General features: G+C 39.9%; 15 protein-coding genes. 6 read left to right on the plus strand and 9 right to left on the minus strand.

Annotation, left to right across the window (positions count from 1 at the left end):
• Positions 1–7: 7 nt before the first annotated feature.
• From ACFX5U_RS10570 to ACFX5U_RS10580, 3 genes are read left to right on the plus strand one after another with little or no spacing between them, the layout of a single operon-like run.
• Positions 8–1,075: a hypothetical protein gene (locus ACFX5U_RS10570; protein WP_400263428.1), complete on the plus strand. Its 1,068-nt coding sequence runs from the start codon at positions 8–10 to the stop codon at positions 1,073–1,075.
• Entirely contained in the window at positions 1,069–2,757 is a 1,689-nt protein-coding gene (locus tag ACFX5U_RS10575; protein WP_400263429.1) for a glycosyltransferase, read from the plus strand. Before ACFX5U_RS10570 ends, ACFX5U_RS10575 begins: the two co-directional genes overlap by 7 nt.
• The gene (locus ACFX5U_RS10580; RefSeq protein WP_400263430.1) at positions 2,669–4,492 is read left to right on the plus strand and encodes an LTA synthase family protein; all 1,824 of its coding nucleotides are present in this window, start codon (positions 2,669–2,671) and stop codon (positions 4,490–4,492) included. Before ACFX5U_RS10575 ends, ACFX5U_RS10580 begins: the two co-directional genes overlap by 89 nt.
• Here the strand turns inward: ACFX5U_RS10580 and ACFX5U_RS10585 are convergent.
• The 3 genes from ACFX5U_RS10585 to ACFX5U_RS10595 form a co-directional block, all read right to left on the minus strand.
• A complete protein-coding gene (locus ACFX5U_RS10585) occupies positions 4,489–4,977 on the minus strand; it encodes a YaiO family outer membrane beta-barrel protein (RefSeq protein ID WP_400263581.1) in 489 nt (162 codons plus the stop codon). The genes ACFX5U_RS10580 and ACFX5U_RS10585 overlap by 4 nt on opposite strands.
• Complete coding sequence (locus ACFX5U_RS10590) at positions 4,919–5,731, minus strand: YaiO family outer membrane beta-barrel protein (protein WP_400263431.1); 813 nt, start codon at positions 5,729–5,731, stop codon at positions 4,919–4,921. Before ACFX5U_RS10590 ends, ACFX5U_RS10585 begins: the two co-directional genes overlap by 59 nt.
• A gap of 80 nt (positions 5,732–5,811) precedes the next feature.
• Positions 5,812–6,423 carry a hypothetical protein gene (locus tag ACFX5U_RS10595; protein ID WP_400263432.1) on the minus strand — a complete coding sequence of 204 codons (612 nt, stop codon included), beginning with the start codon at positions 6,421–6,423 and terminating at the stop codon, positions 5,812–5,814.
• 444 nt (positions 6,424–6,867) lie between these two features.
• Between ACFX5U_RS10595 and ACFX5U_RS10600 the strand changes: the two genes are divergently transcribed.
• Together ACFX5U_RS10600 and prfH are read left to right on the plus strand one after the other, a co-directional pair.
• Complete coding sequence (locus tag ACFX5U_RS10600) at positions 6,868–8,259, plus strand: RtcB family protein (RefSeq protein WP_400263433.1); 1,392 nt, start codon at positions 6,868–6,870, stop codon at positions 8,257–8,259.
• 6 nt (positions 8,260–8,265) lie between these two features.
• Complete coding sequence (prfH, locus tag ACFX5U_RS10605) at positions 8,266–8,883, plus strand: peptide chain release factor H (protein ID WP_400263434.1); 618 nt, start codon at positions 8,266–8,268, stop codon at positions 8,881–8,883.
• Between the two features lie 116 nt (positions 8,884–8,999).
• On the opposite strand, the gene ACFX5U_RS10610 is transcribed toward prfH, so the two are convergent.
• Entirely contained in the window at positions 9,000–9,389 is a 390-nt protein-coding gene (locus ACFX5U_RS10610) for a hypothetical protein (protein ID WP_400263435.1), read from the minus strand.
• 326 nt (positions 9,390–9,715) lie between these two features.
• Between ACFX5U_RS10610 and ACFX5U_RS10615 the strand changes: the two genes are divergently transcribed.
• Positions 9,716–12,865 carry a PVC-type heme-binding CxxCH protein gene (locus tag ACFX5U_RS10615; RefSeq protein WP_400263436.1) on the plus strand — a complete coding sequence of 1,050 codons (3,150 nt, stop codon included), beginning with the start codon at positions 9,716–9,718 and terminating at the stop codon, positions 12,863–12,865.
• Positions 12,866–12,943: 78 nt separating this feature from the next.
• Here ACFX5U_RS10615 and ACFX5U_RS10620 read toward each other — a convergent pair whose 3' ends face one another.
• The 5 genes from ACFX5U_RS10620 to ACFX5U_RS10640 form a co-directional block, all read right to left on the minus strand.
• Entirely contained in the window at positions 12,944–13,903 is a 960-nt protein-coding gene (locus tag ACFX5U_RS10620) for a 2-hydroxyacid dehydrogenase (protein ID WP_400263437.1), read from the minus strand.
• A gap of 187 nt (positions 13,904–14,090) precedes the next feature.
• Entirely contained in the window at positions 14,091–14,576 is a 486-nt protein-coding gene (locus ACFX5U_RS10625) for a VOC family protein (protein WP_038698345.1), read from the minus strand.
• 35 nt (positions 14,577–14,611) lie between these two features.
• A complete protein-coding gene (locus ACFX5U_RS10630; protein WP_400263438.1) occupies positions 14,612–15,067 on the minus strand; it encodes an enolase C-terminal domain-like protein in 456 nt (151 codons plus the stop codon).
• On the minus strand, positions 15,024–15,779 hold the full coding sequence (locus ACFX5U_RS10635; protein WP_400263439.1) for a mandelate racemase/muconate lactonizing enzyme family protein: 756 nt from the start codon (positions 15,777–15,779) through the stop codon (positions 15,024–15,026). Before ACFX5U_RS10635 ends, ACFX5U_RS10630 begins: the two co-directional genes overlap by 44 nt.
• 175 nt (positions 15,780–15,954) lie before the next feature.
• Positions 15,955–16,842: a sugar phosphate isomerase/epimerase family protein gene (locus ACFX5U_RS10640; protein ID WP_400263440.1), complete on the minus strand. Its 888-nt coding sequence runs from the start codon at positions 16,840–16,842 to the stop codon at positions 15,955–15,957.
• Positions 16,843–16,858 lie beyond the last annotated feature (16 nt).

The raw sequence follows: 16,858 nt of genomic DNA on the forward strand, positions 1-16,858 counted from the left end.
AAGTTCAATGTTGCAAGAAATCACTATCCATGAACTCGTAATAGCCATTACCATTGTGTTTATCTCGGTATTGCTATTGATTATTGTGGTGCTTTTCTATAGTATATATAAGTATCGGCTATTGCATAATAGGCAGATATGGACACATATCATTGAAAATAAAATTATAGAATCTATAGCTTTTGGTCAAAACTTTGTAGAAAGAGATGAGTCCTTTGAAAAGCACTTACGGGATCCTGCTTTTAGAAGTTTGTTTCTAGATCTTTTGGTGACTTCTGAACGTAAGTTTTCTGGTGCGGCACGAGAAGAAATTACCCACCTCTTTCATAAGTTCAACCTAGAGGAAGAAGCCTGGCGCAATCTTCGTAAAAGAAAATCTTATCTCATAGCGGGTGGTATCCAGGAGTTGACGGCTATGCGAGTGATACGTGCATTGCCTGATTTTACCGCTATGCTTACACATGCAGAAAAGCAAGTGTACCAAGAAGCACAATACGGAGTAGTAAGTTTTATAGGGGTAGAAGGACTACATTTTCTGGATTACCTGGTTCAACCGCTTTCCGATTGGCAGCAGTTACGTCTGTTGAACTCAATTACCGAAATACCTAATCCAGAGCTACTAAATATTAATTTATGGTTGACAAGTGATAGCTCTTCTGTTATAATTTTCGCACTCCGTTTGATTCGTAAATTTCAGCTTTTATCATTTTATATCCCTGTGATGAAGTTACTAATACACGATGTTGTTGCTGTTAGGGTGCAGGCAGTTCGAACCCTACAGGCTTTTGAGAATAATGACACGATCAATCAATTGATAGCTTCGTTTCCTAATCAACCACAGGAAGTACAAATTGCAATATTAAAGGTGTTCAAGCTATCGAGAAGTATGCAGAGTGAGGGATTTTTGAAAACACAATTGTGGGAACATCCAGATACAGCGATCAAGATTTGGTCAGCTGAAGTATTGGTCGCTCTAGGACAACGCCAGTATCTGAGAGATATAGCTATTGACGAGCGTACTCCAATTCAATATAAACAGATTATAAACCACGCTTTACAAGAAAAGGTATGTTAGAGTTCGCACATATTGTCTATGAAATAGTCATTTGGCTTTTTTTACTTTATTCTATTGCTATTCTATTGATTTATTCATGGGTGGGTATCTATGCTTATGGTGCTGTATGCCGTTACAAAAATGAGAATACCTTTACTGACTATAACTTGGTTGCGACCAATGTAAATGCACCTAGTTTTAGTCTTATTGCTCCAGCCTATAATGAAGGTATGGCTGTGGTTGAAAGCGTACGTTCTCTGCTTTCGTTATACTACCATAATCTGGAAATCATTATTGTCAATGATGGAAGTCGAGACGACTCTATGGATAAACTTATTGAAGCTTATTCATTGGAGTCTGTACCTTTTTTTATACAAGGAAATATTCAGACGAAAGAAGTAAGGGGCATTTATAAGAGTAAAAATGCGGCCTTTAAGAAACTGATTGTGGTCGATAAAGAGAATGGCGGTAAGGCAGATGCACTCAATGTTGGGGTCAATATATCTTCAGGCGATTATATAGTCTGTATAGATGTGGACTGCATATTGGAGCAGGACGCACTTTTGAAACTTGCTAAACCTTTTCTCGAACAAACGGACAAGCGTGTTATTGCTTGTGGGGGTGTTATCCGTCTAGTTAACAATTGTAAAGTTGAAAATGGTAAGGTTATCGATGTCAATTTACCAAAATCTTTGCTTGGACGAACACAGGCATTGGAGTATATCCGTGCCTTTGTGTTGGGAAGAATGGCCTGGTCGAGAGCTTCTGGACTTATCCTGATTTCAGGTGCTTTTGGCGCTTTTGATAAGCAGATTGTATTGGCTTGTGGCGGATATGATAATTGTACTGTTGGTGAGGATATGGAGCTCGTAGTGCGTATGCGTCGCTATATGGAAGAGCAAAAGTTTCCTTACGAGGTAGTGAATATACCAGACCCATTATGTTGGACAGAGGTACCCGAATCTAAGGAAGTATTAAAAAATCAGCGTAATCGTTGGATGAGGGGAACTATAGAGACCTTGTGGAAGCATCGTAAGTTGATGTTTAATCCAAAATATGGTAAGTTAGGGATGGTAAGTCTCCCTTATTGGTTTTTCTTTGAACTCCTTGGCCCTTTGGTAGAGTTTGCAGGCTATATTGTATTTCTCATCTTTCTTTTTTTAGGAATCATTAATTGGCCATTTTTCTTTGCTCTTTTTGCGCTAGTTATCTCTTCTGGAATTTTATACTCTATTTATGCCATTTTGGTAGACTTGGTCAGTCATCAAGTTTATGGTAAAAAAAGGGATTTATCAAAATTGATTACGACAGCTATCTTGGAACCCTTTTACTTTCATCTGATTGTATTGGGATCGGGTGTACGTGGTTTTATAGATTATTTCAGAAAACAACATAGCTGGGGCGAAATGAAACGCCAGGGTTTTCAGCAGGGGGAGGCTGATGAGCCATTCTTCAAACGTATACGCGTAAAGCTAGAGGTCGGTTTGAAAAATTATGGATGCATAGGGCTGGTGTTTTTTATACTCTATATGGTATCTGTAGGTGTAGAGTGGTGGTGGTATGGTCGACAGTTTACACAACTCGGTTTCTTCGAGTGGTTTTATACCACTGTTGTTGGGAAATTTGATCTTTGCTTTTCAGGTCTTGGCTATAGGTGGTGTTTCTTATCTTTTATTCCAGTTTGTGAGCCTTTCTTTGGCTAGAATGCAAACGATACTGTTATTGTCTTTTGTGGTGGTTATGCAGTATATATTGTTTCTTTACTTTTCCGAAACGCGAAATTTACTTGGTGCGGATATGTTTTATTACAACACATCTGAAATGGTGCAGATATTGGAGGCTAGCGGGATGCTTAGTTTAAGCAATATTGCAATTTTGTTACTTTTGGTGATGGGGGTATACATCCCTTTCTGGATGGCTTCAAAAAAAACTATTAAGACGATCTATGTGGGGTTTTCTATGATTGTAACAGGTCTTATGGTTAGTTTTATACCAGTTGATAATCAAGATTTTTTTTCAATCAAAGGAGACGAGTTTACCCAAAATGCTGCAAGGAGTAAGTGGCGCTATTTTCTAGGTTCCAATATTTCTAATTATGAAGATGAACACCCAGATATGTGGAGATACAATGGAGGTAAAGAGGTGGTACCGCATGATGCTAGCTTTCCGTTTCTACGCAATGAAGATACAAAAGATGCACTTGGATTCTATTTTGAAAAAGGGATATCGGTTCCAAACCTAGTTATCATTGTGGTGGAGGGGCTGGGACATGCATTTAGTTCACCATCTGGGTATATTGGAAATTTTACCCCTTTTATAGATTCTTTGTCTAAAAAATCCTTGTATTGGGATAATAATTTAAGTTCTTCGGGAAGAACATTCTCAGTCCTTCCGACCTTGACCGGTTCGTTACCTTTTGCGACACATGGTTTTTTGGAACAGGATAGTTTACCACATCATTTCAATCTTTTCAATATATTAAAAGCTAACGGATTTAATACAGGTTTTTTCTATGGAGGGGATGCTCAATTCGATTATATGGAAAAATTTATGACCTATAATGATATTGATACCTTGGTGGATCAAAGATCTTTTTCGGCACCGTATAAAAAGCTTCCAGAGAAAGGTGGGGAAAGCTGGGGGTATGAAGATCAAGCGGTATTTAGTAAGTTATTGGAAGTACAACATTTACAAGAACAGCCATATTTTAATCTATTGTTGACGCTTTCTACACACAATCCTTTCTTAATCAATAATGCAGCATATTATGAGCAATTGTTTGATAAACGTATGGCTACGCAAACGTTCTCTAATGAGCAGCGGAGATGGGCTTTGGAAAACCGTATACAATTGGTATCGGTATTAAATTTGGATGATGCCCTGCACGAGTTTTTTAAAGCTTATCAGAAAAGAACTGATTTTGGCAATACAATCTTTGTGATTACAGGTGATCATGCTATGCCCGAGATTCCTTTGCAGAGCAAGATCGACCGTTATCATGTCCCTTTAATGATTTATTCTCCTCTTTTAAAAAGCGCACATACCTTCCATAATAAGGTAAGTCATTTTGATTTGACACCATCATTGTTAGCATTTTATAGAGAAAATTATCATCTTAAAACACCGACTCAGGTGACTTGGGTAGGAAAAGGCTTAGATGAGGGATTATCATCAAGGGGTAATGGGGCCGCAATGATGCAAAGTAAGAACCAGTTGATTGATTTTGTATATGGTGATTACCATCTATCTGATGGGCAGCTTTATAAAGTTGATATGAACTTTGACGAAGAATCATTGACAAATGAGAATGTACTCGAGCAACTAATGAAGCGGTTTGATAACTTTAAGCTTAAGAATAAACAATTCTATAGACAAAAGCAATTGCTGCCCGATAGTATTTATACCAATTATTTTGATGTAACTATATCAAAACCTTAAAAGGTTTTGATATAGCCTAGTGTAACATCCAGTTGATTGCCTTTAAACCCAGGTTTGTATTCTTGATTATAATAGGTAGATGATAGGGAGAAAAGATTTGTCTGATTAATGGATAAGTTATATTCGGCTCCTACTTTGAAAGTCTTTAATTTATAAATGGACATATCTAATAAGTTGCTGCGGTTTTCTTCAGGACTGAGACCTGTACCGATTATAAAGCCTAAATAATCATTTGTACCTTTTGTGTAATACCGAACTGTCCCTGCGTAGGATTGAGAGATGTTCTCATTACTTGGAGTTAGGTAAGTTTTAAGATTAAACCAGAAGTTTTGATAGTATTTTCCTAAGGATGCTGTATACATCCAGATGTTGTCGGTGAAGTAAAGTTGTCTATAACCGACTTCACCTTCGAAACTATGTGGTAGGTTAGCATAGAGGGATACCCCAGTTTCTGTATTTGGGAAATATACTGACGTTATTAGAATATCCTACAGCTACATAGAGGTAAAACATTTTGGACAGTCGTGGGTATGCTTCCAATTCGAACTGCAGCCCATCGTCTGCAAATTTATTTGCATAATTGGTTCTAAAAATAATTGAACCTAGTGGTGTGGCTCTTTTATAACTAAGTGCCACGATATGCCAGTTATCATCAAATTGTTTATCAAAGTGGACAAAATTATAATTTAATCCGATTGCATTTTTGGCTGTATATTCCCGGATATTTTTTGCGAGTATACGTGCTTCTGAATTTTTAGGATTTAATGTCAATAACTGGATCACTGATTGTTCGGCACTATCGTATGCGCTGTTGCTATAGTCAATTTTTGTTTTCAATAGAAGCAGATCTTGTGATTCAGGATGATGCAAAATCCCCTTGTTTATCAGCTGAATAGCTTTGTTCGATTGGTCGTTCCAATACTCTAATGAGGCATATGCCATGTAGAAATCCTCATCTTTCACATTTTGATTATTTAGCTTTTCGAATACTGTTCGTGCAGAGTCTATTTGATTTGACCAAGTGTATAGGCGGCCTAAAAAAATAGCAATATCGGTATAGTCCGGTGCCTGTTGCAGAGCTTGATTAGTAATTTTTATTGCTTCGACATAATTTTTATGATCAAAAGCTTGTGTCCGTGCTTTTACAAAAAGTTCATCTGCTGTTAATCCTGTCCCTTGACTAAAAGAGGATAGCGGTAATGCAATTAAGCAAAACAAAATGTAAAAAGTTTTATTCATTTTCAAGGGTTCTATTTTCTATGAGGTCTTATTTGCTCTCGCTAATTTAGTAAATTAAGTTCGACATTTGCTTTTCAATATTACTCTTCCCTAACATCATTGGCAAAGCCTTTTATCAATGCTTTCCATTGAGGGTACGAGGCCCCGATTACGGCTCCCAATCCAACCATAAAGTTCCGGACATTGTCAACGATATGGTCGTTGGCCGTATTGAGTACTTCATTTCGCCCGGCATATTCAAATAAGAGGCTATTATTGCGTTGTTCGACTATCAACGTTGAGGTGGCCAAACCTTCAAAGAAATGTGCCGTTTCTTTGTTATCTGGGTTGGTTGGGTCTGGACAAGGTTTTAGACTGACGGATAATATCTTAAACTCGTTCATATCTTTAGATTCCATATGCACGACATTGACCCAATCATAACCTTTTGTTCGAGGTAAGCCTGGTCCGGGGATATTGATCTTGATATAGTCATGGAGCTGTAAGGGGCGATGGAGCGTATTGCCTTTGTTATCCACCAATATGAATACAGCTGCTGGTAATTCGGCGATGTGATGCCAATCATTGATCGCTAAGAGATTGTGCGATGCTACTACAAAGGCTTCACTTGCGATTTCTGTGGTGGAAAATTCTACTGTTTCAAAACAGTCTAGTTTATTTCCTTCTTTTTGTGTTGGAATGATGTTTTTCATCTTTTTTATTTAGATAACAATCCACAACAACGTTATGTTCACATTTATTTTATAGGGTTAAAATTTGAATAGTGTAATGATGAGTGTTTCGGTTAACACTAGAAAATGGGATGATAAAAAAAAGTAGAATTTTTTGGCATTAATTAAAAAAAATATATATTTGTAGCGATAAATAATAAAAACCCTTTTAAACGAAGAACAAAAATGTCTATAGTTACTATAACATCAGCTAACATTACTGCAACGATTGCAGTCGTGATTCTTCGTGCCCAGATATAACGGATTACATCAAATCAATATATTTAAAGCCCGAAGATAATTCGGGCTTTTTTGTTTATTCTGTTTTTTACACGCAAATTTTCCCGAATTGAAATCTGTTGGATCAGTTTCCAACGTATTTATTGTGTTTTCCTAAACACATTTTTTCAATTTTATTAAACAATAATGGGAAGTAAAATCTCAGGGAAAGACCTTATAAAATTAGGTTTTCCACAAAATAATACAATTAATATAGGTTTGGCGCAGATACAGCGCTACCGAAAGCGGGAGAAAAAAGAATCCATCTTACTTGAAATCAAAGAAGTATTAACGGATCCTGCAAAGTTTTCGGGCGACGGTACTTGGGGTAAAGTTGCCGAAAGCTTGGTGAAACCAGTGGAGGTAAGGATGCATGAATTGCTCAAACAACGGGTTCCATTCTCCATTTTTGGTGAAGATCTTATTGACGAACAAGCTAAATTTCAACTGTATGATGCCTTGAAATTACCGATTTCGGTGGCTGGAGCCTTGATGCCCGATGCCCATGCTGGGTATGGTCTACCGATAGGTGGTGTATTGGCAACGCATCAAGCCGTGATACCCTACGGTGTTGGAGTGGATATTGGCTGTCGTATGAGCCTATCTATATTCGATCTTCCGGCCTCTTATATGAAGGGTAAGGATGCTATGTTACTGAATATCCTAGCCGAACACACCAAATTTGGAATGTATGAAACGCATAGGAACAAAAGTGACCATGAAATATTAAACCGTTCGGAATTTTTGGAGATTCCACTTCTGAAAGGGCTGCAAGACAAGGCGTACAGACAATTGGGTACTTCGGGTGGTGGAAACCATTTCGTAGAATTTGGCATCATCGATATCCTAGAAACGAGACCGGGATGGAAAATGGGAAAAGGCTCTTATTTAGCTGTACTATCGCATAGTGGTTCGCGTGGATTGGGTGCTAATATTGCCAAACATTATACTTATCTGGCTAAAAAACAATGTCCTTTACCACGGCATGTGCAGCATTTAGCCTGGCTGGACTTGAATACGCATGATGGGCAGGAGTACTGGTTGGCAATGAATCTTGCCGGAGATTATGCAGCTGCATGTCATGAAAATATCCACCATCGCATAGCAAAAGCATTGGGTAAGCGCACCATATTGACCGTAGAGAACCATCATAATTTTGCATGGAAAGAGTTGGTGAATGGTCAAGAATGTATCGTGCATCGTAAAGGTGCAACGCCGGCAAGTAAAGGAACGTTGGGTATCATCCCTGGTTCCATGACGGCACCCGGCTATTTGGTAGAAGGACTTGGACATCCGGGGAGTTTGAACTCGGCATCGCATGGTGCAGGTCGACTATATTCTAGAGCCAATGCTAAAGCAAATTTTACGAAAGCTGAATTGAAGAACAGTTTAGTTGATGCGGGTGTACAGGTGATTGGTGGCAGTATCGATGAATTGCCTATGGCATATAAAGACATTGAAAAAGTAATGTATTTACAACAAGAATTGGTGCAGGTTTTGGGGATGTTCAGACCCAAGTTTGTACGTATGGAAGGATAATAATCTATGGAAATTAATATTCAATTAAGTTCGGGAAAAGGTCCGAAGGAATGTGAGTTTTTTCTCACAAAGGTTTTAGGTATTTTACAGAAGGAAGCCATGTCTAGGCAGATAGGGGTGACGATAATGAATCAAGATAGGAGTGGTGACGGTTTATTGAAATCGGCTATTTGTAAGTTAAGTGGAGATGAGTTGGAGTCATTTCTCCAATCATGGAAGGGTTCTTTGCTTTGGATCTGTGAAAGCCCTTTCCGTAAATACCATAAAAGAAAGAATTGGTTTATTGCAGTATTCATAATTTGCGAAACAAAGCAGGTAACGCTTTCGGATCATGATATTCTTTATCAGACTATGCGTAGTTCAGGTGCTGGAGGGCAGCATGTCAATAAGGTCAGTTCTGCTGTTCGAGCATTGCACATGCCTACTGGTATCATGACCGTAGCGATGGATAGTCGGTCGCAGGTGCAAAATAGAAAGATAGCTAAAGAACGGTTGCAACAAAAATTGATGGAAAGACAACTGGATCTAGATCAGCAGCATAGCACCCAACAGTGGCAAAATCATACTGAACTAGAGCGTGGTAATCCGGTACGGATATTCAATGGTATGAAGTTTAAGGATTGAGTAGTACAGTTTGAAAATACCCCCCTAATGTAAGTATTAGGGGGGTATCAGTAGAGGGTATATTCATAATCGCATAATCGGACTACATACGTTGTAAAAGTCTTGAAATAGTGGTTTTAAAGAGGGTCGCCTTCTTCTTTTACAATTAATAGCAATGCTAATTGCTGTTGTTTAAAATCAACATGTGGATATATATTGCGAATGATCATTTTACATGCATCAACTGAACAACCGGTATCCAATCTAGCGATGTACTCATCGATATCTTCTATATCAAGGTATTGTATGGCGGTGATCTTACCTACACCTTTAGTTTCTTCGAGCAAAGTGATGTCAAACAATCGCCCAACTTGATATTTTGGATTTGGCAATCGTAATGTGGTAAAGGCCTGGCAGTCCAATTTGTTATTCCAGTTCTTCGAAAAATTTAATTGTTCCATTTTAGAGATTTTTTTGAAATGTACAATGATGAGGTCAATATAGTAATAATGAAGATGTTTTTTCATCTCCTTTATTATTTATGGGCTCTTGATCATATGGGTATTTAGTGATTCAATATCTGATCGCAGAATCAATAATCTATTAGCATTGATTTTGTAGGAGATAAAACTAATAATTATTGGTAGACTTATCCATTATCGGATAAGCTATTCCCTATTTGAGATATTGTGCTGCACCTACGGATTGTAAGAATCTTATTATAAATGAAATAGTGCCTCCATTAATAAATGTAATTTCAGGGAATTTATTATCTTGCAAAGTAGTTACAACCAAGCTTAATGAAAATTAAGTAAAACCTAATAACATAATGATAAAATTTCCAAATAAAAGGATGAAAGTTCTTTTTATTATCGCGGCTGCTGTTGTTGCAGCGTGTGGTATCTTATTTCTCATACGATCAAACCAACCCGCATTACCATTGAAAAAGGATGCGCATATCGTGCTCATCGGTAACAATTTGGGTTCACGAATGATGAATTATGGGCATTTCGAGACGGAATTGCAAATGCGTTATCCTGACTCCAATCTCTTTATTCGAAACATGTGCGATGGGGGTAATACTCCTGGTTTCCGACCACATGCAAGTCGCCAAACACCTTGGGCATTTCCGGGAGCAGAAAAATTTCAAACAACGCTTGCTCATCCTTCGGATAGCCAAGGTTTTTTTGAAACGGAAGATCAATGGCTCACGCGTTTGAAGGCGGATATCATTATCGCTTTCTTTGGTTATAATGAATCTTTCGCGGGTGCCGCAGGTTTGGAAAATTACAAAGCTGAGCTAGATGCTTTTATCAAGCATACACTTAAACAGCAATACAACGGTACATCAACTCCAAAATTGGCCTTAGTTTCTCCCATTGCTTTTGAAGATTTGTCCGAACAGTTTGATCTACCTGATGGAAAGAAAGAAAACATAAATCTAGCGCTATATGCAGATGCCATGAAAGTAGTTGCAGCAGAAAATGGTGTTCATTTTGTCGATATGTACACGCCAACGAAAAGATGGTTTAAGTGGACGAGAAAACCGATTACAATTGATGGTTCTCAACTGAGCAATGATGGCTATGCTCGTTTTGCACCTTTATTGGCTGATCTGATCTTTGGTAAGGAAGGCATCAAGCATGAAGAGCATCGTGATCTTGTGCATGCTGCTGTTATTGAAAAAAATTGGATGTGGCATAACGATATTAAAATTCCGAATGGTGTGCATGTCAATGGGAGAAGATATGATCCTTTTGGCCCGGATAATTATCCTGCTGAAATTGTTAAAATCCGTGAAATGACTGCGATTAGAGATCGTGCCATCTGGGCGGCAACTCATGGGGAACAGATGAACGTAGCTATTGAAGATAAAAAAACTACTCCTGCACCTGAGGTTCAGACGAATTACAATCCGGATCAAAATGGTAGTCTTGCCTATTTATACGGGGATGATGCATTGGCTAAATTGAAAGTTGCTCCTGGCTTTAAAATCGAGCTTTTTGCTTCGGAAAAAGAATTTCCAGATTTGGCTAATCCATGTCAGATTACCTTCGATAATAAAGGTCGTCTGTGGGTAGCCACCATGCCTAGCTATCCGCACTATAAACCTGGTGATTCGAAACCTAATGATAAGTTGATTATTTTGGAGGATACAGATCATGACGGTAAAGCAGATAAGCAAACTGTTTTTGCTGATGGGTTGCATTTGCCTGTGGGCTTTGAAATTACAGCAGATGGGGTCTACTTATCTCAAGGAACTAATTTTATGCTATTAAAGGATACGGATGGTGATGACCGTGCTGATGTTAGAGAGATTATCTTAAGTGGTTTTGATGATCATGATACGCACCATAACATTCATGCTTTCACTGTGGATCCATCTGGAGCACTCATCATGGGTGAGGGTGTGTTTTTACATTCCAATATAGAGACTTCTTATGGACCTGTGCGTGCTACTAATGGTGGATTTTATCGTTATAGTCCGCAACGTCGCCATCTGGAACGAATGGCCCAACCTTACGTGCCCAATCCATGGGGTATTGCTTTTGATGACTGGGGACAAAATTTCTATGCAGAAACTTCTGGACCTGATGTGCATTGGATGCTTCCGGTAACTATCAAGCCAAAGTATGGTGTGGTTACGCCTAAATCGCGAAATCTGATTCAGGATGAACATCGCGTGCGTCCGACTTCGGGACTTGAGTTTGTGTCTAGCCGTCATTTTCCAGATGAATGGCAAGGTGATTTTTTAATCAATAATACAATCGGTTTTCTGGGAACCAAGCAACATAGTATAGTGGATGAGGGAACGGGGTATAAAAGTATGCATAGGCAAGATCTATTGCAAGGTGAGGATAAAAACTTTAGACCTGTGGATATGGAATTCGCTCCTGACGGTTCTTTGTATATCGCCGATTGGCACAATATGCTGATCGGGCATATGCAGCATAATGCGCGCGACCCGCTACGTGATCATGTGCATGGCCGTATCTACAGGATTACTTATCCTGCTAGACCATTGATCAAGCCTGCTCAAATTGCAGATGCTGGTATTCCTGTGCTTTTGGAAAATCTGAAACTTCCGGAATATAGAACACGCTATCGGACTCGTGCGGAATTACGGGGACGTAAAGCTGATGAGGTGCTGCCGCTGTTGAAAACATGGGTTGCACGATTGGATAAAAATGATCCGAAATATGCGCATCATTTGACAGAAGCACTTTGGGTAAGTTGGGGACTAAACCAAGTTGATCAACAATTGCTCCGTCAGTTGTTGCAGGCGCCAGATTATCACGCTAGGGCTGCTGCAGTGAGAGTGCTTAGGTATACAGGGCATCAGGTAAAGGACCAGGATAAGTTATTGATGCAAGCTGCTCAAGACACAAGTGGTCGCGTTCGTCTTGAAGCCATGACGGCAGCATCTTGGCTGCCAAAGGAAAAGGGCCTTCCTATTTTAATGGCAGTAGCTAAAGCTGGTCTCGATGATTGGATAGAGCCTGCTTATACTATGGCTTTTGCTAATCTTAAAGGAGAGGAGGATAACGCCGAAAAGAAAGACAAAGTAACAACCTCACTGCGGGGGGCGGAACGAGATTTATATGTTAAAGGCAAAGTAATATTTGCTAAAGAAGGTTATTGTGTTACCTGCCATCAAACAGATGGTAAGGGATTACCTTTAGCTGGTTTTCCTCCACTTAACGGAACAAAATGGGTTACAGGTAGTCAAGAACGTTTGATTAATGTTGTACTGAAAGGCTTACATGGTCCTATGGAGGTTAAAGGCGAGAAGTTTCCTGGGCAGGTACCAATGACACCATTTGAGGGGATGCTAAATGATGAGGAGGTAGCTGCCGTATTGACTTATGTACGTAATTCTTTCGGCAATAAAGCATCGGCGGTTACACCAGAAAAAGTTAAGACTGTTCGTGCTGCTTCTATTGACAAAAAAGGATTTTACGCACCTGAAGAGTTACTGAAAAAGTACCCGTTAGAACGCTAATAGCTAGTGGGTTAATCGCTATTAAAGGGGTAGGTAGCATAGGCTATTTACCCCTTTTTTGGTTTACTGTAAGACAAGTTATGATTGAGCCTGAAGTGCATTGAAGTTATAAATGCTCTTTTCGTCAGGGCCTTTGCCCTCTAGTACGGCAAGTACATTTTTGACTGTGGATACACACATCTGTTGGTAGGTTGTAGCGGTCAAGCTTCCCGAGTGTGGCGTAATGAGTACGCGGGAATGTTTGACTATCGGGGCGTCCTGTTGCGGTGGCTCTTCGGGCAATACATCCGCTGCGAATCCTGCAATAATACCGGTATCCAGTGCGAGAATAAGCGCATTGTGATCAATCAGTGCACCTCGAGCTGTATTAATCAATAGGGTATTTGATTTCATCAAGGCTAGTTGCGGTGCTCCTATTAATACGTCAGTTTCGGCAGTATAAGGCACATGTAGACTCACGACATCTGCTTGCTGTAAGAGGGAGTCTAATGAGACTTGGGGGTAAGGGACATCCTTGGACGTTCGACTCGAATACAATACCTGCATACCAAATGCATCGCCAAGTTTGGCGACCCGTTGCCCAATATTGCCCAAGCCGACAATACCGAGAGTTTTTCCGTGGAGCTCATCGCCCTTATATTGGTTGCGCCAGTTCCAGTTATTGTTTTTCACCTCAGCTATGGATTGATAGAGGTCGCGCATGAGCATGAGCATCAGTGCGAGGGTATGTTCTGCTATTGTAGCAGCATTGGATGCCGGTGCATGAATAACTTTGATATTCCGAATCGTAGCTTCTTGTATATCCACATTATCGAGTCCGACACCACATCTTGCTGCGACGAGTAAATCGGGGCAAGCCTCAAGAAGTGCTTTATTTATTTGTCCCTTTCCACGAGTAATGATGGCATGAATCGTATGTTTTTCCAATACTTTATTTAAGGAAGTATCATCGTATCCTGTAAACAGGTTTACCTGGCCATCAAGCAGATGGTAGGCCTCTTCGGCGATAGTTTCCAGTAATAAAACGTTTTTTTTCATCCAAGTAAATTATGGTTAATAATGAGTGTCAGCTTTTAATCGAATTATTGAGCTTATTTCAATCGGTTAATGGTCATGAAGCTATCACGAGCAAATATATACGGGGCTCTTTTTAGCGTAGTATGTGTATAATTTGTAAATGCTCATGATAGTTTCATTGATAAGGTTATGTTTTACGTTCAATATGCTATTTATGGTATAGGGTGGCATCATCAGATTTAAATCCTCTGAAATCATTTCGATTTGAAATATAGATTCCTTCTTCATAGAGTTCGTCCTGAAAGATTTTAGGATCTATTGCACTGCCTGGCGCTGATGATATTTCTACGAGGTTACCTGCGGGATCGCGTACAAAAAGCTGCATTGCTCCATCAGGCAATTGTCTAACTTTCCCCCAAGGCCGGATATCGATTGCCTCAAGTTCTTTCATGCGGAAAAAGATGCTGTTAAAGTCATCTACTTCGACACAGATGTGCCCGCGGAATGATGTCTTGTCTTCCCATTCGGATAGGTGAAGTTGTTGCTGATCGTTAAATTTGAAAAACATCACTGGGTAATCAAATCTGAATGCTGCAAGGGGCTCTAGTCCGAGTTCATGTTGATAGAATGCCGTTGCTTTTTCTAGACTGTCTACAATAAGTGTAACGTGATTGATTTTGAGTGCACGTGCCATAAGGTTAAGATTGATAGTACAATTTATAGAATGCGTTAATTTTTTTGTTTAAATTCTTGGATAAAATCCCAATTTGGGGTCAAGCCCAATCCAGGGGCTGTTGGAGCTTCTATGACACCATTTGTAACTGTAATATGCTCTTTGACCAGGTCGTACATCATTGGATTTCCACCAAGAGAAAACTCAATGATGGTGGCTGCTGGTGAAGCGAATGCAACATGGAGTCCGGCCATAAATGAAAAAGCAGACCCCCAACAGTGCGGCGCTAATTCTAGCTGATGGATACTAGCTAGATGACCAACACGCATCGTTTCGGAAATACCGCCAATAATCGCGGCATCGGGCTGCATCACATCCAAAGCTCTAACTTCAAGCAGGTCGCGCATATCAAAACTGGTGAATTCACTTTCCCCTGCTGCAATAGGGATGGAGGAGGAAGCTCTTACTTCAGCAGTTTCCATGCCTGTTGTCAGGACTGATTGGTTCTTCAAACCAGTAGAGGTTGCAGTCTTCCACACCGCGACAAAATTGCTTTGCTTCAGGAACACTAAAGGTGCCATGGGCATCAGCCATGAGTTTAATGTGTGGACCTAAAGCTTCTCTTGCGGCTTTTACGCGATCAATACTGTTTTGAACGGTCTGATCCATTACTCCAACACGCATTTTAACGGCTTGAAATCCCTTAGCCACATAACCATTCAACTGTTCACCGATATGTGCTACATCTGCCCAGCCACCACTTGCATAGGCAGGCATCTGCTCGCGGCAGGCACCACCCAATATATCCATAACGGGAACGCCCAATACCTTACCTTTCAAATCCCATAGCGCCGTGTCGATGCCGCTCATTGCTGAGATGGTCAAACCTCTTCGGCCAAGGATAGGAAATCTTCGACCTCTTGTAAGGGCATAATGATCGCGTGTGCCATTGTACATTTCTTCCCAAAGGCGATTGATGTTTTTAGCATCTTTACCTATCAATATAGGTTTTAGTTCGTTTTCAATACACGAGACAATCGATGCACAAACGCCTGAAGATCCAACTGCTGCTTTTGCCTCACCAAAGCCCTGAAGACCATCTTCGGTGGTGATGACAACCAATGTCATGTCAAAATTGGTCAGTAGACCATAATCAGAAAAGTGTTGTTTTTCTTTGGGGATTGGACATCGTAGCCAAAATGCTTCTACGTTCGTTATTTTCATTATTATAATTTGTTTAATAGTGGAAATGAAACTATTATAAGCCGGTTATTGCATGTTTTGTCATGTGATTTACGCTCATGATGGTTTCATTATTGTTAATTGTTTTATAAGGGTATGACGTCACCTACGAAGGTTTGAGTTGTATGACCACCTATTTCGCAGTTACTGACATCGGTTATTTAATAAATGGGGATAGGGTTTCGATTGATTTTCTAGTCAGCATGGTGTAGAATTCTTCGGACACGGATGCGCTACCATGGTCTTCTAAAAATTTCTTTTGCTCTGGAGAAAGGTCTTTCGGATTTTCATCAATCGAATTGGGGTGGGGATTGGCTGGTGTGCGATCTAGAGGTGCACAGAATTCAACCGAAAGAACTTCATTATAACCGATATGGTCCAATGTTTCGATTATTTTATTCCAATTGAGTGTACCCATCCCTGGTGCCATTCTGTTGTTGTCAGCGACATGAAATCCCACCAGCTTTCCCTTGGCTCTTATAATGGCTTGATAGAGGTCGTCTTCTTCAATATTCATATGAAAAGTATCTAGGCAGACGCCACAGTTAGGACCTACAGCTGCTGCCAAAGCCAACGCTTGATCGCCTCTATTGATAAAATAGGTTTCAAATCGGTTGATCGGTTCTATTCCAATCAATATGCCCGACGATTCGGTATAAGCATATACTTCTTGGAGCGATTCTACGGCCCATCGCCATTCTTCTTCAGGTCTACCGTCGGGTATGATTTTACCTACAGTACCGGGTACGACAGAAATCATGTGACCATCCAGTTCTTTCACCATGCGTGCAACATCCTTTACATACCGTACAGATTTTGCACGTTGAGCCTCATCTTTAGCAAGTAAATTACGATCTTCTAGCATTAGGGTTACAGATCCCCAGCAGGATAGACCGTATTCTTTTAATAGATTTCTGACGTGTTTAGTGTCATAATGTTCTGGACTACCAGCAATTTCAATTTTGGTATAGCCTAAACTGGAAGCTCTGCGAATCGTGGTTTCTATTGTTTCGGCTCGCATCCAATTGTGTATCGAAAGTTCCATAATGTGTTTAATGAAA

Origin of the sequence: Sphingobacterium sp. SG20118 (genome assembly GCF_044740685.1) — a bacterium.
GTDB lineage: Bacteria > Bacteroidota > Bacteroidia > Sphingobacteriales > Sphingobacteriaceae > Sphingobacterium.